This window comes from Streptomyces sp. enrichment culture (genome assembly GCF_964272895.1).
Taxonomy (GTDB): Bacteria; Actinomycetota; Actinomycetes; order Streptomycetales; family Streptomycetaceae; genus Streptomyces.
The window spans coordinates 7,416,620-7,435,265 of record NZ_OZ186832.1 but is presented as its reverse complement, the minus strand read 5'-3'; the positions used below and the strand labels follow the sequence as shown (position 1 = coordinate 7,435,265).

The 18,646-nt window shown below is 67.2% G+C and carries 17 protein-coding genes and 2 pseudogenes; 9 read left to right on the top strand and 10 right to left on the bottom strand.

From position 1 onward, the window contains the following. Positions 1-26: 26 nt before the first annotated feature. Positions 27-149: a hypothetical protein gene (locus tag ACSU6M_RS33105; protein ID WP_437074816.1), complete on the top strand. Its 123-nt coding sequence runs from the start codon at positions 27-29 to the stop codon at positions 147-149. A gap of 58 nt (positions 150-207) precedes the next feature. On the opposite strand, the gene ACSU6M_RS33100 is transcribed toward ACSU6M_RS33105, so the two are convergent. Both ACSU6M_RS33100 and ACSU6M_RS33095 read right to left on the bottom strand, forming a co-directional pair. Then, a complete protein-coding gene (locus ACSU6M_RS33100) occupies positions 208-597 on the bottom strand; it encodes a hypothetical protein (RefSeq protein WP_437074814.1) in 390 nt (129 codons plus the stop codon). Between the two features lie 763 nt (positions 598-1,360). Then, positions 1,361-1,765, bottom strand: coding sequence for a type II toxin-antitoxin system PemK/MazF family toxin (locus tag ACSU6M_RS33095; RefSeq protein ID WP_437074812.1), 405 nt, complete (start codon positions 1,763-1,765; stop codon positions 1,361-1,363). A 200-nt stretch (positions 1,766-1,965) separates the two neighbouring features. Between ACSU6M_RS33095 and ACSU6M_RS33090 the strand changes: the two are divergent. Both ACSU6M_RS33090 and ACSU6M_RS33085 read left to right on the top strand, forming a co-directional pair. After that, positions 1,966-2,130, top strand: a pseudogene (locus ACSU6M_RS33090) (IS701 family transposase); the annotation flags it as partial. Between the two features lie 7 nt (positions 2,131-2,137). Beyond that, a pseudogene (locus ACSU6M_RS33085) lies at positions 2,138-2,454 on the top strand (ATP-binding protein); the annotation flags it as partial. Between the two features lie 611 nt (positions 2,455-3,065). On the opposite strand, the gene ACSU6M_RS33080 reads toward ACSU6M_RS33085, so the two are convergent. The 3 genes from ACSU6M_RS33080 to ACSU6M_RS33070 all read right to left on the bottom strand — a co-directional run bounded on the left by ACSU6M_RS33080 (position 3,066) and on the right by ACSU6M_RS33070 (position 4,444). Next, a complete protein-coding gene (locus tag ACSU6M_RS33080; RefSeq protein WP_437074810.1) occupies positions 3,066-3,473 on the bottom strand; it encodes a DUF6193 family natural product biosynthesis protein in 408 nt (135 codons plus the stop codon). Between the two features lie 361 nt (positions 3,474-3,834). Further along, complete coding sequence (locus ACSU6M_RS33075) at positions 3,835-4,203, bottom strand: S8 family serine peptidase (protein ID WP_437074809.1); 369 nt, start codon at positions 4,201-4,203, stop codon at positions 3,835-3,837. Continuing rightward, positions 4,172-4,444: a S8 family serine peptidase gene (locus ACSU6M_RS33070; RefSeq protein ID WP_437074807.1), complete on the bottom strand. Its 273-nt coding sequence runs from the start codon at positions 4,442-4,444 to the stop codon at positions 4,172-4,174. The genes ACSU6M_RS33075 and ACSU6M_RS33070 overlap by 32 nt, the downstream gene beginning before the upstream one ends. A gap of 920 nt (positions 4,445-5,364) precedes the next feature. On the opposite strand from ACSU6M_RS33070, the gene ACSU6M_RS33065 reads away from it, so the two are divergent. Further along, positions 5,365-5,643, top strand: coding sequence for a DUF6892 domain-containing protein (locus ACSU6M_RS33065; protein ID WP_437074805.1), 279 nt, complete (start codon positions 5,365-5,367; stop codon positions 5,641-5,643). Positions 5,644-6,295: 652 nt separating this feature from the next. Next, on the top strand, positions 6,296-7,720 hold the full coding sequence (locus ACSU6M_RS33060) for an FG-GAP-like repeat-containing protein (RefSeq protein ID WP_437074803.1): 1,425 nt from the start codon (positions 6,296-6,298) through the stop codon (positions 7,718-7,720). A 261-nt stretch (positions 7,721-7,981) separates the two neighbouring features. Here the strand turns inward: ACSU6M_RS33060 and ACSU6M_RS33055 are convergent, their stop codons facing one another. Next, entirely contained in the window at positions 7,982-8,347 is a 366-nt protein-coding gene (locus ACSU6M_RS33055) for a hypothetical protein (protein WP_437074801.1), read from the bottom strand. 165 nt (positions 8,348-8,512) lie between these two features. Between ACSU6M_RS33055 and ACSU6M_RS33050 the strand changes: the two genes are divergently transcribed. After that, positions 8,513-8,977 carry a hypothetical protein gene (locus tag ACSU6M_RS33050; protein ID WP_437074799.1) on the top strand — a complete coding sequence of 155 codons (465 nt, stop codon included), beginning with the start codon at positions 8,513-8,515 and terminating at the stop codon, positions 8,975-8,977. A 229-nt stretch (positions 8,978-9,206) separates the two neighbouring features. On the opposite strand, the gene ACSU6M_RS33045 is transcribed toward ACSU6M_RS33050, so the two are convergent. Continuing rightward, positions 9,207-9,605, bottom strand: a complete 399-nt coding sequence (locus tag ACSU6M_RS33045) for a transposase (protein ID WP_437074797.1) — start codon at positions 9,603-9,605, stop codon at positions 9,207-9,209. A 1,538-nt stretch (positions 9,606-11,143) separates the two neighbouring features. On the opposite strand from ACSU6M_RS33045, the gene ACSU6M_RS33040 reads away from it, so the two are divergent. Then, positions 11,144-12,385 carry an ABC transporter substrate-binding protein gene (locus tag ACSU6M_RS33040; protein ID WP_437074795.1) on the top strand — a complete coding sequence of 414 codons (1,242 nt, stop codon included), beginning with the start codon at positions 11,144-11,146 and terminating at the stop codon, positions 12,383-12,385. Positions 12,386-12,423: 38 nt separating this feature from the next. On the opposite strand, the gene ACSU6M_RS33035 is transcribed toward ACSU6M_RS33040, so the two are convergent. Then, positions 12,424-13,419 carry a hypothetical protein gene (locus ACSU6M_RS33035; protein ID WP_437074793.1) on the bottom strand — a complete coding sequence of 332 codons (996 nt, stop codon included), beginning with the start codon at positions 13,417-13,419 and terminating at the stop codon, positions 12,424-12,426. Next, positions 13,412-14,017, bottom strand: coding sequence for an RNA polymerase sigma factor (locus ACSU6M_RS33030; protein ID WP_437074791.1), 606 nt, complete (start codon positions 14,015-14,017; stop codon positions 13,412-13,414). The genes ACSU6M_RS33035 and ACSU6M_RS33030 overlap by 8 nt, the downstream gene beginning before the upstream one ends. A gap of 188 nt (positions 14,018-14,205) precedes the next feature. On the opposite strand from ACSU6M_RS33030, the gene ACSU6M_RS33025 reads away from it, so the two are divergent. Further along, the gene (locus tag ACSU6M_RS33025; RefSeq protein ID WP_437074789.1) at positions 14,206-15,357 is read left to right on the top strand and encodes a hypothetical protein; all 1,152 of its coding nucleotides are present in this window, start codon (positions 14,206-14,208) and stop codon (positions 15,355-15,357) included. 1,135 nt (positions 15,358-16,492) lie between these two features. Here the strand turns inward: ACSU6M_RS33025 and ACSU6M_RS33020 are convergent. Continuing rightward, on the bottom strand, positions 16,493-17,554 hold the full coding sequence (locus ACSU6M_RS33020) for a hypothetical protein (protein WP_437074787.1): 1,062 nt from the start codon (positions 17,552-17,554) through the stop codon (positions 16,493-16,495). A 431-nt stretch (positions 17,555-17,985) separates the two neighbouring features. On the opposite strand from ACSU6M_RS33020, the gene ACSU6M_RS33015 reads away from it, so the two are divergent. Further along, on the top strand, positions 17,986-18,423 hold the full coding sequence (locus ACSU6M_RS33015; RefSeq protein WP_437074785.1) for a hypothetical protein: 438 nt from the start codon (positions 17,986-17,988) through the stop codon (positions 18,421-18,423). Positions 18,424-18,646: the final 223 nt, after the last annotated feature.

The following is an 18,646-nucleotide window of genomic DNA, read 5'->3' as shown; positions in this document are numbered from 1 at the left end:
CCCGGCCGCCGCCACCGTGGTCAACCATGGGGCGCTCGTCCCCGCAGCCGTCGGCGGCTAGGCAGGCGTCGAGTCCGTTCCTCGTCCACGCCGGCGACCCGAAGGACGACGCAGAGCGGTCCGGCATGGCCATCGCCGCCGCCGGATGACCGCCGTCATCGCCTGCTGGATACCAGTCGTGTTTGCGCGAAGGAAGCACTTGGAAGGTCATTGGAGTTCGTTGAGCAGCCATTCGTTGTCGACGTTTGTAAAGACCAGCTGTGAAAGGTCGAGTGGATTGTCGTCGAGGGAGACGTAGCCCTGTCGTCCCGATGTCCTGAGTGAGCCTGTGTCGGTCTGCGCGAGTTGCTTTATTTCGGCTGTGGTGAGCGGATCGAGCAGTTCGTGAACCGCTGCGCCGCAGCTATCCGTGCGGTAGGTGGCCATGAGGTCGGCTTGGGCCTTGCGAGTCATGATGGAGCAAGCCGCACGGCCATCCGACTCGCTGAGGTGGCCGAGGTAGCGGGATGCGGACTTCTCAAGAGGGGAAAGGTGGTCGTTGATGAGTATCAGACCGCCGACCACGAAGGCAGTGACGAGACTCAATATGACGGTCATCTGGATCCAGTGTCTTTTTGACATGGAAGCTCCTGTATTTGAGTCATGAACGGCTTGCAGATCCTAGCCCGCCGGCAGAGACCGGTGCCCCTGCGCTTGACGGGCAGTGCCTCCGGCTCCCGGCCCCATATGTCCCCCCCTCTTCTTGCCGTCCGCTCGGGCCGTGGGCCGTGGGTGGCTGCGGGGAGCGTGGCGTATGCCGTAACTGCAGGGAGAGCTTTCGGTGGTGAGGAACTGGCCGGGGTTGAAAGGTCAGGCTCGGCCGGTGGATGTCCTTCCACCGGGTGGGGGCAGGTCGGGGCTGTGGGGTTCGCCAATACGCCGGGCAGGCAGGGCAGTTCGGGTTGTGTGGTAGTTGAGCTGGCACTGAGCCGTGGCTTCTCCGCGGGATCGGGGATGATGCGTCGGCAGGCACGGCCTTCCAAAACAGGTCACAGGGCCTAGAGAGCTCCATGATCTCGGAACCTGTGCCCGTCCTGACTCCTCAGCATCCGCCAGCCAACGCGTCGTCACAAACTGGGCGTCAGCTGGGGCCACGCCAGGCCGGCCTCGGGCTCCATTGCCTCAGCAGGCGGGTGAGCAGCCCGTCCAACCGGCCATCAGCGGGTACACCCGACCGCCAAGGGTGATCGTCAAACCCATAGCTGGACGCCCGACGAGTACCGTACTAGGCGTCAGTTCCTCTGCGCCGCCGATGAACGCCGGGCCGCAGCGGGGCAGTGGTCAGTCGGTGACGAGATCGAGCTGGGAAGCACGGCGTCCGCTACTCGAGTCCTGCGAGACGGCGGGCATCCTTGATCTCGTTGATCCTGGCAGCCGTCGTCGGGGTCCACTCCTTCCTCTGTTCAGCGGCACGGAGGGCTTCTTCTACCTCGCTGAGCTTCACGGAGGACAACACGCTCGCCCGCTCGATCAGGTCGTCCCGAGCCACGGTGGTCAGCCATGTGCACGGAGTAAAGCCTGGACGCGGGAATGCGAATCGCAGGACGCCTTCGAAGGGCAGTCCTTCCCGGGCTCCTACGGCCACTTCAACGGCAAGACCGCTGATGTCGACGCCGGCCGGCGCAACGACCTGCATCGCCCGAAACCCGGATGACTCCTCGTCCGAGAGCAGCACGACCGGGCGTCGCTCATCGAAGTCGACCCACCAGACTTCACCGCGTTGCATGTGTCCTCCTGGCACGAGACGGCGGGCGAACGCTGCATGTCCCGTGCGGGACACGGAAGGGGTGCGGCCCCGTCCTCGCACGTCGTGACCGAGGGGCGGTGAGCGGTGAAGACGGGCACGGCCACGGACTGAAGATCATGCGGCGGCCGCGCCTCACAGCGTAGACCCTGCCCGCCAGGCAGGAGACGTTCGCGGCCCTGATGTCCCGGACAGGGGGCCGGTTCGCGCGGGTTGAACCCCGGCGTCGGGTGTGGGACGTGGTGCCGGGGCTGCCGTCGGACCTGCCGCGCAACAACTGCTGCCGGAGCAGCGCCGAGTGGGCCGGGCAGGCCAGTCCGCATCGAGTACGGCACCTGCTCGGCCGGGACAAGTACGTCCTCGCCGAAGCTCGTCCACGAACTCGTCGAGGCCGTCGACAAGAAGCAGCTCACGAAGACCATCGCCCGCTACGGCCGCGTCGACCTGTTCCGCATCGACGAGGTCGGCTACATGGAACTCGACTGCCGCGACACCGAATTCCTTTTCCAGGTCCTGACCGAACGCGAGGAGATGAACATCGTGGCCGTCGTGTCCAACGAGTCCTTCTCCGGTTGGACCAAGACCTTCACCGTTCCCCGCCTCTGCGCGACCCATCGTCGAACCGCCTCGCCCCCACTCGAGCCCGACCAGAACAGCAAGCAGCCAATTGACTTGCTCTTCGGGACCGACGCCATCTAGTGTCGGACGGTCACTAGTCTTCCCAGCTGGAAGTGCCCATGCCTCGCCGGTCACCGGGCGAGATCAGAACCGAACGCCCCGGTCGCAGGAGCGCCAGAAGTCGGCAGGTCATCCCTGGCTTGTCCGCTGCGACAAACCGGCAGATCGCACAGTTCGAAGCGCATTACCGGTTGCCTCCCGGACACGTCGCCCACGCCTTCCGAGCATGGGCCCTGGCGCTTCATTCATGGCCGGACCACGGCCCCAACCACGGATGGGGAACCACTCTCTGGAGGGACACGCACGCGCGAACACTGCTGCAAGGCGCGGCCTCAGCCATGAATCGCAAGGCGCGACGTGAACTTCTCGGAGCGGTTGCTCCCCTGGACAACCGCTTCTTGACACGGACCCTGCCAGATCCCTTCTCACCGACCACAGATCCCTGGTGGAAGCGCCGTCTCGCAGAGTGATCCTCCCGACGCTTCAGACACACAGGCTGCCGATGCGTTGCTGCTTCTCATCAACGTTTCCAAGACTCTGCCCTTGGATCATTCCGCAAAGCCGTGAACATCTGCTCTCAGTTCCGAGATATGCGGCCACGCATCTACCTGTTGTCCCGCGAGCTCTCGTAGGCCATCAGTTCCTCTGCATTGCCGATGAAGGCCGGGCCGCAATGAAATGGCAGCCGATCGACGACCATCGCTACTGCAGCTTGCGCGCTGTCTGTCTCAGCAATGCGTGGGCTGGTGCGGCTCGGTCCTTCAACGTAGTAACGGCCGTCTCCCAACGTGCCGATGTAGGGGATGTCCCAGGTGTGGCGGATCTCCGTGCACCTGCTGAAGTGAAGCTCCCACATACCGGCCCAGGGATAGAGCTGGCGAAGCAGCGGCTCGGCATGCGCCACCAGCACCAGCTCGGCAAACGCAGCGAAGAGCGGCGATCCTTCCGGCCGACGAGGTTCGCCGGCCGTGGTGAGGATCCTGTGCCAGGCTGCTTCAACAGCATTGGTCATGCCGTGATTGTGCAGGCACCTACTGCCCGTCATCAAAGATGGCTCCCTGGCAGATCATGGTCTGACCGGCCTGCGGCGTGGCCTGCCCGACCGCTGCGGACTGCGAGACGCGGTCCGAACTCGTCCGCCACGGCCCGGCCCCTGACCACTGGGCCACCGCCGGCGGAATCCGTCTCCTCACGTCTCGCTTGGCATACCCGCCACACCCATCGCTCTCGTGGCCCGCACCTTCGACGAACTGGTGGAGATGCAGCGCGCGGCCGATCGAGCCTATGTCCCGCTGACGGATGTGATGTGAACCGCCGGACCAACCGGGTAGCGCCCGCACAAGGCAGAGGCGTGATCGGCCGGAGATCGCTGCTCAGAGGCCGCTTGTGTACAGGAGCCGGTTGGGCGATGTCCGGCTGATGGCCTCGATCACGTCCTTCGTGGAGTTCCGCAGAATCCACTCGGCGACGTCGTCGCTGGACGCCTTGGGGTGCTGGGCGAGGTAGAGCGCTGCCACGCCCGCCACGTGGGGCGCCGCCATCGACGTGCCGTCGTGGGCGATGCTGCCGCCGCCCAGCTTGGCGGAGAGGATGTTCCGGCCGGGGGCATAGACGGACAGGCACCGGCCCCAGTTGGAGAAGCCGGTCTCCTCGTCCGCCTCGTTCGTGGCGCCGACGGTGAAGGCGCCGGCCGCGCCTGCCGGGGAGACGTCACAGGCGTCGGCGGCGCTGTTCCCGGCCACGGCGACGGGCAGGACGCCGGCGTGGTGCAGGGCGTCGACGGCCGTGTTGAACGGCCAGCGACTGTGGGCCGCCGAGGGAGGCGTTCATGACGGCGGGCTTCACGGCGTTCTTCGCGATCCAGTCGATTCCGGCGATGATGCCGGCGTAGTCGCCCGAGCCCTTGCAGTCCAGGACGCGCACGCTGACCAATGATGCCTTGCGGGCGACCCCGTACGTGCCGCCGCCGACGGTGCCCGCCACGTGTGTGCCGTGGCCCTGGCAGTCCGCGCCGTTGCGGCCGTCTCGGATCGCGTCGAAGCCCGCCCACCGAACTCGTTGTACGTGAAGTCGATGCCTGTGTCCATGACGTACGCCTTCACACCGGCTCCGTTGCCGGCCGTGGAGAACCGCTTGTCCAGCGGCAGGTCTCGCTGGTCGATTCGGTCCAGGCCCCACAGTTCGGTGGTGCCCAGCGCCCGGTCGCTGTGTTCGTAGACCGTGGCCTGGGCGTTCTGCTCCACCCCGGTCACCACGGGCGCTTTGCGTACGTAGCCGAGCTGGGCCTCGGTCAGCGTCGCCGCGAACCCGGACAGCACGCTGCTGTAGGTGAAGGCGGCCTTCCCAGCAATGGGACCTTTGACACGAACGCCGCCGCGTCCGTGCCCTTCTCCAACGTGACGATGTAGCTGTTCGGGATGGGAATCCCGGACGTCTTGGTGACCGCGACCGGCACCGTCCGCTCCTGCGATTGCGCGGAAGCGCCGGGCGCGGCGGCCAGAGGGGCGAGGATCAGCGGGACGGCGGCTGCGAGGCAGCGCGAGAACACACGCATGGAAACTCCTCCATGGGGCAGATCGGCGGGTTGGAAAGCGGCCCTGCGGCCGCCGCGACCGCGGCGCGCCAAGGGCCGCCCGCTCCATCGGCAGGACCGCGCAGCGACCTGACCCGGCGCAGCGCCACCCGGCCCACACTCACCCGCTTGGAAAACTGCAGGTCGCCAGGGTCCGCACACGCTTCCCTTTCCTCGCAGAAAGGATTGGCCCCCACCTGCGCAGGCACTCGACACGCTGTTCCGACCATCCTGCGCGATTTCACCCGGCGGCCTTATCCCGGGGCTCCTCTCACAAGCAGGCACGAGCGTGAGGTGCCATGCAGGCGAACGCCCTCAGTGCGCGAGGGTGGTGTGCAGTCCGGCACTGGACCGGGTGGTCCAGCTGGTCTCCCGCGGGGGCGGGCGGCTGGGGCAGCGGATGCAGTTGCGGCTTCACGTGGTGCTCCTGGCCGAGGTAGAGACGCTCTGCTTGGACGCCGGCCTGGAGATCTACCGGCACTGCGCCCCGGCCTGGGGCGGCGAGGACGATCTCTTCGACATCCACTCCCTGGACGACCTCGCGCTGTTGCCGAACCTGAAGCGGGTCACCGCCGTGGACGACGGCACGCTCGTGGCACCGGGCAAGTGAGAGATCTTCGCGGCGCGCGGCATCGAGGCGAGCTGAGGGGCGGATATGGGACGCATTCCGGGACGGGGAGAAGCCGTGCGGTGTGCGTACTGCCGACGTGAGGTCGTCTGTCGGCGGCCGGCGTTCGGCGGCCCGCCCTGTCTGGGGCAGATCCACGTGCACAGCAACGAGGAGGCATGCTTCCCCGAGCAGGGGGCGGCGAGCTCACGTGCCTGGCCGCCGGGCGGATGCGGCTGCAAGGCGCCGGCCCTGAAGGTGCCCGACCCGACTCCGCCGCCCCCGCCCCCTCGCCAAGGGCCGGTACGGAACAACTGGCCGGGACGGGTAAGGCGTTTCTCGGCCTCGCACCGGACGCGGCGGCGAACGTGATCGAGCTGGCGGACGGCGCGGGCGTGTGTGTCGTACAGGCCGGACGTGGTGGGGGCAAGGTGTACGTCGCCCCGGACCGGACCGTCATGTTCGTGCCGTCCGGCATGCACTTCTACGCCGAGCTCGCGGCCTTCCTCGCCGGCGCACGCACCCCCGGCAGAGGGTTTGAGGACAGACTCCAAAAGGTGTTGCAGAGGGTTCGGTCCCGGGCATTTGGCTGCATGGGGCTGTCAGCCCTTGCACCCCGCTGACCTCCTTCGCGGCAGGCACCGGATGCACCCACATGTTCGGACTGCAGGCGGTGGGCCGGTGGCTGTACTGGAAGTGCGGCACCAGCACGGCCGACACCGCAGGTGTGTACGACCTGCAGAGCAGGAAGAACGTCCGGCTTGCTTCTGCCGGGCAGGCGTTCCTGGGGGACGGTCTCGTCGCCGTCCGCAGCGGGCGGGCGCTGGCCGTGTACGGGCTGGCCACGGGGACGGCCGTGCGGCAGTGGGCGACGGATACGGCAGGGCTCGTGGCGATCGACCCCCGCGACGGCAGCCTCGCCTACACCACCGCCGGCCAGGCCGTCCACGTCCTGCACACCGGCCGGCCCGCAGCGGCCCTCATCTCCCCGTACAAGAACGTCACCACCCGCGCCGAGACGGACTCCACGCCGCTGTCCTGGCGCGGTGAGTGGTGGTTGTCCGAACCGGCCGCCTCCTGGAAGGTGGAGCTGCGGCACAAGGGCACCGGCCGGTTGGTGGCCACCCGCAGCGGCGGAGCAGCGCAGTACTCGATCGCGGCGAAGTGGGACGGCCGCGATGCTCGCGGCGGGCTGCTGCCGAACGGCTCGTATACCTGGACACTGACCGCCCAGCCCGCGGACGGGCAGGGCTCACCCCTGGTGCAGTCCGGGACGGTGCGTCTGACGGGCGGCACGGCCGTGTGGCGGGACCACGTCGGCGCCTCGTCGCTGCCCGACGGCATCGGCGACCTGCTGAGCGTGAACTCCGCCGGGACGCTGACCTTCCACCGGGGTGACGGGGCCGGGAAGTTCTCCGGGACCGTGTCGGCGAGCGGCTGGCCCGCATCGGTCCGGGCGGTGCCGTTCGGCGACCTGAACAACGACCGCTGCGCCGACGTCCTCGTCCGGCCCGGCGACGGGAGCCTGCGCCTGTACAAGCCCGCCTGCGGCACAGTGCCGAAGCCGACGACCCCCTACACGGCGCTGGGCACCGGATGGAACCAGTACGACGTACTCACCTCCCCCGGAGACCTCACCGGCGACGGCCTGCCCGACCTGATCGCCCGCCACGCCTCGACCGGCACGACGTACCTGTACAAGGGCACCAGCACCGGCAGGCTCGCCGCGCGCGTGACACTCGCCGACAACTGGAAGACGTACAAGAAGGTCGTCGGGGCCGGAGACATCAACTCCGACGGCATCGGCGATCTCATCGTGCAGGACAGGTACAACAACCTCTACCGCTACACCGGCAGGGGCAACGGCACCTTCGCCGCCCGCGTGAAACTGGCCGCCGGCTGGGGCAGCACGTACGACACGGTCGTCGGCGTCGGGGACATCACCGGTGACGGCAAGGCCGACCTCGTCGCCCGTGACACCAGCGGAAACCTCCACCGGCACGCCGGCACCGGGACCGGGACCTTCAACCGGGCAGTGAGAATCGGCACCGGCTGGCAGACCTACAAAGCGCTGTCCTGAGCCGAACCACCGTCCGGCCGCCACCTCGGCCGTTGCCCCGGTGAACCCCACCGGGGCAACGGCCCGCACATCCAAGAGGTGATCGAAAGGACGTGTGACGCCAGGCGACAGCGTTCCCCCACCGCACCGGTCCTCCCGGAACACGCAGCTCCGGCTCTGCTGGTCCACCCTGGCTGCGGCGCCACCAGGCACGATCAGGTGCCAGCCATGACCGGCGACGGGCCACGACGCAGACGTGAGGACCCGACCAGGGCTTGGGTACTAACTGCAGAGGCGCTTGAAGGCGGTTGCACCGGGCCGGGCACGGAACCTCACCTCATGCCCGGCATCGTCGGTAAAGACGGCCTCCGTCTCGGACTTCAAGGTCATCGTGCCGCGCTGGGTGGGGTTGTCCCACCCCTCAGGCGGGTTTCCCGAGCCATCGGAGAGCGGGGTCTCCGCTTCGAAGTACGTTGAGCCGATGCGGGCCTCGTCGATTCCGCAATGTGTATAGAGGTCAAAGGGAATCGTCCGGCCGGACGGTGTCGCCCGGACGGCGCCTGCGCCCTCGTCGGCCTGGGTGCAGCCCGTGAGCACTCCCACCGCGAGCGCTAGGGCAAGGGTTATTCGTCCAGCTCTTTCAGTCATGGCCTTTCGACGCGCAGCCCAAGTCGGTGGTTCCGCCTCTCACGGTGAGCCACCGTGTTCTCTGTCCCGGCAGCTGGATCCGGTCTGACATTGGCTCGTTCTCGCCGTGCTGTCGGGCTTGCGGAGTGTGGAAGATGACGGCTACACACACATGAAGGGGGACTCATGAGACGCCTCATCATGGCCCTGCTCGCCGCCGCAGCGCTCATTTTCGCGCTTCCCGGCACAGCGAGCGCACATACGACCGACGACTGGTACAACTCCAGCACATCTCCGAACTCGTCCTTCGGCTGGACAGGCCAGTCCGGCAGCGTCGTCGGCGGCGTGCACCAATGGGCGAACATGTGGAGCGACGGCGGCTACGCCGCGATGAGTTTCGGCGTGGAGGACCAGCGCACCGACGGGTACTGCGCCACCTTGCAGATCAGCTACGAGATCTACGACGGCGGATGGGTCGGACACCGCCACACCCGCAACACCGGCCTGGTGGATTGTTCCACGAACGGAGACTTCGAATTCAAGCAGTTCGTCTACAGCAATTACATGGTGCGCAGCATGGCTTCGCGCGCCTGCCACGCATCCTCCAGCGGCGCGATCGTGCAGTGCGAGGGGACCTGGCACTACGTGTGATCTCAGACCGGCCGGAGCCGAGCAGGGAGCCTTCTTCAGGCACGGCTCCCCTTGCTGACTCCCACTGACCGGCTCCGACACGGCGCCGGAGGAGCAGGCATTGTGCGGGAGGACTCCGTTCCCACCGGCTGCGTCCCCCGGCTCGTTCCTGGGCCGTCCGGCAGGCTTCCTTACCCGACGGCCGCACCTCGAGCACGGCGAACCGCGAGGTCATCATGCCTTGCTGCCCTCACGCCAGGTGACCTCCTCGAAAGGGGGTGCCGGCATCGGCGAGGGCGGACAAGGGCCGCGACGCCTGACGGTAGCGGGGCAAAGGGGGCGGGCCCAGCCCGCCGTAGGGGGGCGGGTAAGGCTCGGCCGCTGCCAGCAGGACGGTCTTCTTGGGATCGACGGCCATGACGTATGACCAGCCGTGTTCCTCCAGGGCGAGCCGGAAGGAGACGCTGCGGCCATAGCCGGAGTCGGCCACCATCACTGGCACTGTCGGCAGCCATGCAGTCAGCCGGTCCAGCAAGCCCAGGGCCGGCCACGTTTTGGACACATGTCCTACGCTGTCGGGGACTCGGGCAGCCTGCCGCCGCTTGCGGTCATCCGCCCAATCCTGGGGCAGGAACAGTTCCCACTCCACGGCAACGAACTCTGACAACTCACCTCGGAGCCGTTTCACCTCCCTCAGCCTCACAGCACAACGATGCCCACCAGCAGGCGAGATCACTGGACGTAACGAAGCACTACCAGGACGCTTCGCCCTGTCCTTTGGTGGCGAGGCTCCGCTGTCATCGCGACGGCGAGGGCCACGGCCACCCCAAGCGCCGCGGGGACCACGGTGAGCACGATGATGTTCTGGACGGTAAGCCCCGTCGCCACCAGAGCGCCGGCGGCGGTTGGGCAACCACGGAGCCCGCTCGTCCAAAGGCCGCAGCCCAGGCTCCTCCCTGTGTGCGCGGCCGGTTCGTACAGGGTGACCACAGGGGCGGCTCGGCCGATCACCCCACGCTGGACACGTGCTGGACGCCGCTCAGGCCAAACCGTCGAGACTCACCCCCACCGATTTGATGGAGGTTGCCGGGTGCACGAATGCGAGCCGGCAGACGGTCTCCGACTCCGAGCCGGTCGGGGGGACGAAGCCGGCCCGTATGCGAGCAACCGTTGCGGCCAGGCCGTGTAGTCCTCATGGGTCCAGCAGATGTGCGGGAAGAGTACGACGGAGAGTTCAGGGGCGCGGATCAGTTCCAGCTGTGGAGTGGCGCGAATCAGCGCCGCGGCGTCGGCGGCGCGAGCGAGCCCGGTCCCTACGGCATTTGAGTATGCCTGTGTGCCGTGCACGGCGGGAGAGAACCACAGGTCGGAGTCATGGGCGCCATGGCGACGCCGTCGAGGTCGTCGACATGCCGGCGTTGGTCGTGCCAGCGGTCGCCACCACCCCGACGATGTCCGCGGGGTCGGGGTACGCGCGCAGTGCCGCCCGGAGGCTGCCTCCTGTGACGCGGTGCCCTCTTGTGGGCGCGGGGGAAGGGCTCGACACCGATGATCCGCAGCGCGTTGTGGGTGGAGGAGTGGGCCTGTCGGACACAGCGATCCTGAGCGGCACTCGGTCGCCGAGGTCACGGGTGCAGCGCGCCGTGTTGCGGGCGGTCACGAGTACGGACAGATTTCCGGCCAGCCGCCGGAGACGAAGCAGCCGCCGACGCCCTCCGGCATCACGGCCACGTCGGCGATCAGCCTCAGGGCCCGTCGTCCACATCGCCTGCACCGGCCAGCCCTGGAAACAGCTCACGCATGCCCTGGGCCCTACCGGCGCTGGCCCACCGACGGCACCCTCGCCTGCATTACCGCAGCACGCCTACTGGACCCCATGGCACAGGAGTTGATGCCAGGCTCCTTCTCCAGCTGACAAGTAGATGTCGGCATGAGTCCCCGGCTTGCCGATGCAGCCCGCACTCGGCGGACAGGGTCCCGCGCTCCCGGCCCGGCCGCCGAGTGCGGTCCTCGGCGTCCTGGGCGAGGTTGCGGGAGGGCTCAGCACCGGTGGAAACCCACCGCGTCCGGTTCTGCCTGATGACGTCGCGTATTCTGCAGTCTCGAAGCACTAATCACGGTGCGCGCGGCGCGTGACCAGCGCCAGCGTTCCGGATGGGGGAGGGTGAATGGGCAATGTCGGGGTCAATGCCTAAGCGTGTCGTCACGGCACTGGTCCTGGTGATTCTTTGCTCATTGCCGGGAAGTGACCGGGCCCTCGATGAGGGTCGTAGGACTGTGACGGTCTGGATGTATCCGGTTATTGCCGATACGCACATGAACCAGCGTTACTGGGACAGAATTGAACGCGAGTTTGAGGATTATGCTCCGGGGACGGATCTGATCTTCCGGCACCAATCATGGGAGCGACGGGACGAGCGCTTGGTCGCTGCATTCGCCCGCGGCAAGGGTCCTGATGTCGCTCTTCTGGCCCCTGACCAGATTCCGCGGCTGGTGGAGGAGGGCTGGATCAGCCCGGTGGACCGAGTACTCGGTGACAGTGCGGGCAGATTCCTACCGACCGCTGTCGGCGCAGTGAGCCAGGGTGGGCGTATCTACGCGGCACCGATTTATCAGACCGTTGCCACGACCATATACAATATGCGCTTGCTCAAATCGGCCGGTGTGACGAGGCCGCCCGGCTCCTGGGACGAGTTGCGAGCTGCGGCCGTAAAGACGAGGGCGGCGGGTTTCGCGCTCCTCGACTACTCCGCCCACGACGACGCCTCTCTCAACCTCAATTTCTATCCTCTGCTTTGGCAAGCCGGTGGGCGAGTTTTCACCGAAGACGGCCGCAGGGTTGCATTCGACGGACCGGAAGGTATCGAGGCTCTGACGTTCCTTACGGACTTGTACAAAACAGGAGCCATCCCACCTTCGTCATTGCAGAACACCAATCTGCTGGCCGGCCACGCCCTGGGACGTCAGCAGGCCGCCATGGGCTTCGCCGTGGTATTGCGCAATGCCGAACTTGCTGCCCGGCTCTGGGGTCCGGACAACGTTCTCGTCGGTGCTCCGCTCAAGGGTCCAGCCAAGGAAGTGGCCTTCGGCATGCCTGGTGCACTGGCTATCAGTTCAAACGGCAACAAAGCGGGAGCGGAGGAATTTCTCTCCTTCATGCTGAAGCCGCGTCAAATCAAATCGCTCGGGCGTGAGAGTGGATTCTTCTCCCCTCGTGCAGATGTCACCGTGCCCAGTGACTCTCCCTACGCACGTGAGTACCAGACAGCCCTGGCCAGTGCCTTCCCCGGTGAGCCTCACCCATCGGCGCGCCGCGTCATGCAGCTGCTGGCGCCGGAGATCCGCGCCGCGCTGACGGGAAGGAAGAGCCCCGAGCAGGCGTTGAAGGCTGCGGCCGAGGCTGCGAACGAGCTCCTGTCAAGAAGCTAACGCCCGTACACATACGGCCCGTTGGAGCTGAATGTCCTTCAAGCGCGCCGGCCGGCATCGTCGACGACGTCCGTCGCGATTCTTGTCGCCGTGGCGACGACGGTGCCCTTCTTCACCAGAGGGCCGGACGAGCCCCCCACCCGGTAGTCGATTCCTGCCACGTACCGCACGCCCCGATAGGAGTACGTTGTCGGGTCGAGCAGCACCTGCATCCCATTCCGCTCGTTCGAGTAGTCCCGATAACTGCCGTCGACGCCGATGGCGACAGCCGGACGTCCCGCGCCATCGGTCACCGGCGTCGGACGTGTCGAGCCAGGAAGTCCCATCAATACGCTGTAGATGGTCCTGGCCTTCGCTTCGGGAAGGCGAGAGCAACCGGCCAGGATTTCCACCACCTCGACGAAGTCTCGCTGCCCCTCAGTCATGTGCCGCGCCTCGGCGTGGCGGCTGGGAATGGAACGCTCACGGATGGCCCGCAGAGCCTTCTCGGGGTCGTCGGGCAGCGCTGCCACAAGAGCGTCCGACGGCTGAGGCGGAAGCATCTGCCATGCGTGCTGATACTGCCCTTTCCACACGTCGACGTCGTCCGGGTCCTTCGTGCTCTCGTCAGCCGTAGCGAGCGCTCCCCCGTCGTAGCGCACCCACTTCTCCTGGTCGACAGGTTGTGCGGCCTCGGTCCGGCAAGGCTGCGTGAGGGAACCGAGGTTGAAGGAGACCACCTCGCTGGGACCTCGTGTACTGGCACCGGTGTCGCATTGCCAGGTGTTCCACCTGACCTTCTGGTACACCCACCGCTCTGCGCCCGGAACCGATGCCGCGGCGCCCTGACCGCCGGCCTTCCAAGGCAAGACGGACAATGTGGCCGCTGCCGCCACGGCGCATGCCGCAGCGACGGCCGTGAGCTTCCATCCGCTCCGTCTGTTCGGCGCCTCGTAGATCTCGTCGAACAGCCGCTTGCCGACACCCGCCAGATGTACGCGGTCGGGTACAGGGGCGTCGCTGCGGAAGTCCCGCACCGCTTCCATCTCATCCAAGGTTCAGCGCCTCCCGGAGTTCGCATACGACGTTGACGGCCTCACCGTCGAGGGAGGCGCGCACCTTCCTTCTGGCGCGGTTCAGGCGTGAGCGCACCGTGCCCACTGGTATGGACAGCGCTTCCGCCACTTCCAGGTAGCTCAGATCCGCCCACGCGAACAGCAGGAGTACATGACGGTCCGCCGTAGACAACTCGGCCAGGGCCCTGGCGATCGCACCGTGCATCGCCTGTGCCGTGACCCGGTTGTCGGAAAGGTCCGTCCACGAATCCGCCACCGGGTCGTGCCCGCTGCGCGCCATGGCCTTGAGTGCACGGACCTCGGCACGGTGCTGCTTGCCGATGAGGTTGGCCGCTATGCCGTACAACCACGGCAGTGCGTTCCGCCGGGCGAGGTCGTACGTTCCGCGCGAACGGAACGCGGCAAGGAATGTCTCCCCCGTGATGTCATCGGCTGCCTCCTCGCCCAGACGGCGGGCTGCGTACCGCTGGATGGCGGCAGCGTGGCGGTGGAAGAGAGCACCGAAGGCCTCAGGCTGTGTCAATGAGTCGGCGATGATGTCCGCATCATCGCCGACGTCGAGGTGCCGGCCGTTCACGTGGTCCTCCAGATCTGCCGTGTCAGTGGCGCATCCCCTTTTACCCGGTCGGCGCGATCGGGTTCACGCCGGTCGTCCGGCGCCGTGAACCCGATCGGCCCGAGCGGGTAAAGACAGGTGCCCCAACACGCCGGCGACCGGCAGGACCGGCCCCGCACGGCCACCAAGGAGAGACCTTGATACGAGTGATGAGACGTCTGGCGACAACCACGACCACGGCCGTACTGGCCGTACTTGGTTTCCTCGCCTCGCAACTGGCCACCGCGTCACCCGCCGAAGCCGCCCAGTCTCTGCCCGGAGGCAAGATGAACTGGGTGGTCTCCGTGGGACACATGGACACCGCCGACAAGAACAACTACCGCAATTGGGTACGCCTGGGCTACTACGTCTTCTCCACCGACGGCACCGTGACCACGAACTACTGGAACTGGGCCCAGCGTGATCAGCCCATGCGCGTGGACACGGTGACCGCCGACTGCGGGGGGAACGTCCCCACGTGCGCGATCCGGACGGTCGACGGTTTCGCCGGCTCGCCCACCGGCGGCTTCCAGGGCACCTATGCCTACGCGTCCGACGGACGGTTGATCGTCACCTGGTCCAAGAACTCTGCCGGCACACCGCTGAGCAACACCCTCACCGAGCGGTGGAACCTGGAAACCGGGCTCGCCGGCGGTGCCGCGGCCCGCATCACCAGTCCCACCTTCTACGGCGCGTACGGCAACAACGTCCAGATCCCGGCCCCCGGCGAATTCTCCGACTACACCGCGAACTTCGGCATCGGGTACGGAAGCAACGCGTCGCTGGACCGAGTCAGCCGCGCCACCATGAGCCAGCTCGTCAACGACCCCCGCTACAACGCCCAGCCCTACAAGGGCGCGTTCGTCGTGGCAAAAGCCTCCTCTTCCGACCCGGCCACTCGCACGGGCATCGTGGGGCGCGAAGGCTCCGGTGGCACGTGGACCTTCGGCAACACGACTAACCCGTGGAAGGTCTGCTCGAGCGGCTCCTGCATGGGCTGGTTGCAGCCCAACACCAGCTGCGCCGGAACGGACAAGGACCGCGTGCGATACATCGCGGAGATCGGCGGCGGACGCCGGAACACCGAGGAGTACTGGTGCCAGTCCCTGGCCCAGGGCCAGCCCTGCTACAAGTACAACTCCCACCCCCGGCCCATGCTCCAGATCATCGACGACTCCGGAACGTTCCAGGGCTGGGTCGGCGTCGAAGCCTTCACCCACGTCAACACGGCGACCGGCCTCCCCGACAGCAGCTGGGTCGAAGGTTACTGGGGCATCTTCGACACGGTCTCCGCCGCCCTGCAGCCCAAACTGCCCGCCTGAGACGCGACGACGCAGGGCGCACTCGGACATCTGACGGACGGGTCGAAGACATTCTCGTATTTGCCTGTAGATTGAGGCCATCCGCAGATGTCGCCACTCATCATTTCCACGAGCATAAGGATTCTCGGAGTCCTTTCGCAGATCGGATTAGGGAAGAAGCTCATGAAGCGAACGAAGAGCACCTTGAGCGTTGCCGCGGCTGCCGTCGCCATGTGCACTTTCGCCACGGGGCCTGCTGAGGCTTACGGAGAAAGCAACACTTGGGAGAGGTCGTACGGAAATGCCACCGTGAACGGCACGAATACCTGGTACAACCAGTCCGTCCACGTCGAAGGACGGCACTACATTCCCAGCGGCGCCGGAAGCTGTCGCCGGCTGTACGCCAAGGCATATGACTACTCGTTGTCTGTCATTGCCACGGCCTCGACGAGCTGGAAGTGCTCCGCCGGAACCCATGCACATTCATGGGACATCGAAACTCCCAATGTGGTCGGCGGCCCCTGGCGAATCCACTTTTACTGGGAAGAGAAGGCCACCTCGACAACTCCGGATTCTGAGCGCCGACAGATCGGGGCTGTGGGTTGCCATAGGGAGGACTACAGGTGCCTCTAAGGCGTCGTTTCATTTGCGGTTCATGAGACTGCCGAGCGGGCTGCCGGCTACCTGGCGGGCCGATAGCGGCCCATGCTGACGGCGGACGCGCGACCCCTCGGCGGTGAGTGCGCTGTGCCGCGGGACACGTGCTGGCCCCCGCGGCACTCGTACGAGCGGGCCCCGATCCAACGCCCGGCATTCGGGGCCCGCTCCCTCAGGGGCGGGGGCGTTGATTTCCCACCGAGTATTGGCGAGGTTCACCGACACCGCGCTCGCCTTCCTCGCCGACGCCCGCCGCTGCGGCGAGACCTGCAGCCTCGTGTCCTCGGGCTCTCGACAGAAGGCGGCAGGTGGCGAGGCAGACGGCGCAGGAGGGGACAAGGACCGGCGTGATGGCAGCCGCCTGGGCTCAAGCAGCGACCTGCCTGGCTGATCAACTCCCTGGTCTGCGGCACGGCGCGCTTCTTGTCCGATAGAGGCCAGGTCCGAGCCCCAGTTCGGGCCGCAGCAGCCGACACCGAGCAGCGGTGCCGGGCTCGGGTCAGGACGTCCAGCAGGTGTAGGAGAACCAGGTCTGGACCTCGTCGGCGGACAGCACACGAGTCAGCTCGGCCTTCCCCGGCAGCATCGGGAAGAACCGGTCCGCGTTCCAACTGCGCGCGTACATCGGCTCGTCCAGCACGAGGAGGCGGTGGCCCGCCACGACGGGAATGTCGTCGGGCAGCCCCTCGTTCCAGATCCGCTGCCCGTCCGGGGCGAGGAGTTCGAAGGACCCGGTCGCCACGGCCGCGGTGCGTCCCTGGGCGGGTGCGGGGTCCGTGGCCAGGCGGACGCTCTCCGCCGATGGAGCGGTGCCGGGCACGTGGCCGCCGCCGACGAGCACGTGGGCGAGCAGCGTCTGCAGCTGGAAGTTGTCCCCGATGCCGCCGATGCGCACTTCGAACCCGGTCCCGGTGGGCCGGTGCAACACCACCAGCGGCTCGTCGTCCAGGATCGCCAGCGCGTGGGCCAGGCACTTGAGGTCGTGCTGCTTCAGGGCCGCCAGGTCGCGGCAGGCGGGCAGGAGTGCGGATGCGTGCCGACGGCGCACCTCGGTGCTGCGGCACAGCACGGCCAGCGCGGGGGGCTGCCACTGCTCGACCGAGCACCAGGCCAGCGCCAGCCGCAACGCCTCGTGCGCCTCGCCGCCCAGCCGGGCCAACAGCGCGTCGTCGATGATGTTCTCGTCGGCCTCCGGCAGTTCGTCCCCGGCACCGCCGGCGGCGGTCCAGCGGCGGGCGAACTCCTGGGCATCGAGCAGATCGCGGTGGGTGCCGTCGAGGATCGGCTCCGCACAGGCCGCCGGCTCGGCACCGCGTTCCACGCAGAAGCCGGCCATCGTCGCCAGCATCGAGCGCGGACCGGTGGGCGGAAAGGCAGGGAGCAGCGCGGCCAACCGGGCTCCCACCAACACGCATTCGGAGTCCGTCGCCGACTGCAGACCGCTCATCGCCGCGCCGAACGCACGCTCGGTGCGGCCACCGTCGCGAGCGGCCACTGCCTGCTCCAGCTCCGATACGACGGCGGCCAGGTCCACGGCCTTCTGCTTCCTTCTGAAGATCACCGGCACACCTTAGACCCGAGGTCTGACAGGTGTCATCCGGCCATCGTCGTTCAATGATTCCGGACCGCTCCGTGCCCTTCGCCGGTTCCTCCGTCAGGACCTCGACACGGTCACTGCCGGACTCACCCTCCCCTGGAGCTCCGGCGTCGTCGAACCCCGCCCGGGTGGCAGGAGTGCGTACGCTGCTGGCTCTACCGCTTCGTGCCAGACCCCATGGACACCGCGCTCCGTAGCCGGCAGATAGCCGGATGAGGCCAACCGTCCCGACGGTGCCGGCCAACTCCTTGAATGTGGACGGTGATCAGCTTGCGGCTACGGCTGGTTTCTGCGAGGTGGGCTGGCCCGTGCGGGGCGGGGCTCTAGCGTTTTGATGAGAGTCGTGTCGGGCTAATCGAGGGGTGCTCGTGGTCGAGCTTGTCCGGAGACAGCGCATGAGTGTGTTCGTGGGGTCCTTCTCGTTCGGGCTTCAGGAGTCTGACGATGCCTACCTGCCGGTTCCCTTCCCTGACCACTTCCATACCGACGCTTTCGTCGGCACCCACCCAGGGCGTCTGGACATCACCAGCGGCGGTCACACCCACCACGCCACAGTCGATGTGGAGGTGTGGGACGGGGCTCCCCCTCCGCAGGATCCGTCCGACTGGGACGAGCAGGCTGAGGCCGATTTCGAGACGACGAGCGGGCAGGTCGCGGTCTGGCAGGAAACCGGCCGGATGGACGAGGTCATCACTCTGGCGGACTCGGGCGGCTCCTGGCGGGTCCGGGTCAGCTGCGTGGGCCGGGCTGAGGCGGCTGCCTTGTCGGAAGGTGAAGGCACCGGTGTCGGGGTGGAGCGCTACCTCATCCAGTTCTGGCCAGCTGGTACATAGAGGCGGAAAGGCCCCGGCGGGAGCGGTCTTGTGGCCGCTCCCGCCGGGGAGCATCAGGTCAGTTGATGATCGCCGCCCGGTTCTTTTCGTTACGGGTCCCGCTGACTGTGCGGTGCGCAGGATCCTTGGGTGTTCGGCCGGCGCCTTACCAGGGAAGCCCCCCGCTCTCACAGTGCGCCAGACCGGCAAAGAGGCGGGCAAGCACGTCGAGGGCGAGCGGCTG